Below are 2,132 nucleotides of genomic sequence, written 5' to 3' on the forward strand. Positions count from 1 at the left end.
CGGGTCAGGCCCGCTATCGGCCGCCGCGCCATTCGCTGCAAGCGGCGCTGACAGCCAGGCATTTGCCGCCACGGCGGGCGCGCAGAACCGGACCGTCAGCACGCCGATCGCCTTTGCCGTGCCGAAAGGCACGCGCTACGTGGGTGTCAGGATCAGCGTCAGCACGGCCGAATATCCCGTGTACACGACGCAGCAGAGCCGCTACAACGACACCTGGTCGTATGCCGTGCTCGGCTTGCCCGGCGCCAGCCTGGCCGCCACGGGCGCCGTCAACCAGTCGCACTTTACGCAGGGCAGTATCGCCAGCACCGATTGCATCGATGTCGGCCAGCATACCGCGCAGGGCGCGCTGGCCATCGGCGGCAGCGTCAGCGCCACGAATATCAGCGATGATCAGTTGCCGACCAGCATCCGGGTGGAGCTGAGCCTGGCCTGCACGGGGTTGAAAGTCAGCAAGGCGCAATGGCTGTCGCCCAACCAGGATGGCCATGCCGTGCTGCAGCCGCTCAAGGCGAGCACCAACTTGCCGGGACCTTACCTTTCCATCGCACAGGGCGCGGTCACGCCGGCCCCCACCCTGCCGCTGGAACTGCAATACACGCCGGTGACCGCCACGCTGACGGACGTCAGCATCGGCATTTCCGCCAGCGGCGGCGACCCTGCGTTCAACAGTGGCAACCTGCTGGCCCAGGCCAGCATCCAGCAGCCAGGGAAGGTCACGTTCCCGGGCCTGGTGCTGCCCGCGTTCGAAGGGGGCAAGATCGACAAGAAGGCCGTCGTCGCCATCCGCCTGAAGGGGCAGGTCAACGGCAGCGAGGCGGTCTCCGACCCGGCCGAAGGGGGGCAGGTGGCGCTGAGGGGCGACACGGCCTACATCCCCCTGTACCTGGCGGGCAACGCGCCGGCGCTGGCGGCGCGGCGCTACGGCGGGCGCGCGCCGGACAATGCGGGCGGCGACTCGTGGGCCACGCGCCAGGCAACAGACTGGCTGCTGGACAAGCCCTACCGCTTCGGCGACATCAGCGGCCAGCACGTGGCGCAAACGGCGGCGGGCCGCTCGCTCCTCGGAGACAGCGGCCACGGCGACGGCCAGCAGATCGACATGCGCTACGCGGACGGTGCGGGCGGCTACACGGATAGCCTGGGCGGCGCCGGCAACGGCGCTGCCATCCTCCAGCTGATCAACGACGCGCAGGCGGAAGTGGCGGCCGGCGCGCCGCAAAAGCCGAAACTGGCCCGGCTGGTGGCGTGGATCGCGGCCAACCGGGCCATGCTGGCGCTGGAAGCGGCAGACGCCGGCACGCGCGTCATCTACGTCGGCCACAGCTTCGTCAAGCTGGCCCTCGTCGACGGCCGTTTCGCCGCCCCGCCCCACGCCAGGATACCGGGCGTGCCCCCGTGGGCCAAGCCCGCCAGGGTGAGCATCGACCCGGCCCACCTGGGCCACTGGCACATCAGCCTGACGGCGCATCCGTGAACGCCAGGGCGGCGGGCCTGCACGCCATCAGGCAGGCAGGTCGGACAATTCCAGTTCCGAAAACCCGGCCCGGCGCCGCGCTTCCAGGTTGAACGGGCCGCGCAGGACGGGCGCCGCGTAGCGCAGGGCCAGTTCCGCGTAGGTGGCGCGCAATTCCAGGCCGCGCTGTTCGCACAGGTAGCCGTACCAGCGGTTGCCGATTTCCACGTGGCCCACTTCATCGCGCAGGATGATGTCGAGGATGGCGGCGGCGTCCAGGTCCCCCGCCTGCGCCAGCTTGGCGCGCAGCGGCGGGATCGCGTCCAGGCCCCGCGCCTCCAGGGTGCGCGGCACCAGCGCCATGCGCGCCAGCACGTCGCCGCGCGTCTTGTCGACCATTTCCCACAGGCTGTCGTGGCCGGGGAAGTCGCCATACGTGTGGCCCAGCACCTGCAGGTGCGCCTGCAGCATGGCGAAATGCGTGGCTTCCTCCTTTGCCACGCGCAGCCAGTCCGCGTAGTACTCGGCCGGCAGGTCCGGGAAGCGCCACAGCGCGTCGAGCGCCAGGTTCATGGCGTTGAATTCGATGTGCGCGAGCGCGTGCACCAGCATGGCGCGGCCTTCCGGCGTGATCATCGAACGCCGCCCGACCAGGCGCGGCGGCACCAGTTCCGGC

The 2,132-nt window shown here is 70.3% G+C and carries 1 protein-coding gene and 1 pseudogene; one reads left to right on the forward strand and one right to left on the reverse strand.

The genetic code is table 11. From position 1 onward, the window contains the following. A pseudogene (locus JaAD80_RS31085) lies at positions 1-1,477 on the forward strand (hypothetical protein); the annotation flags it as partial. 27 nt (positions 1,478-1,504) lie between these two features. Here JaAD80_RS31085 and JaAD80_RS28955 read toward each other — a convergent pair. Further along, a partial coding sequence (locus tag JaAD80_RS28955; protein ID WP_102299635.1) for a ferritin-like domain-containing protein occupies positions 1,505-2,132 on the reverse strand: 628 nt, incomplete at its 5' end.

Source organism: Janthinobacterium sp. AD80 (assembly GCF_002878455.1).
In the GTDB taxonomy this organism is placed as follows: domain Bacteria; phylum Pseudomonadota; class Gammaproteobacteria; order Burkholderiales; family Burkholderiaceae_D; genus Janthinobacterium.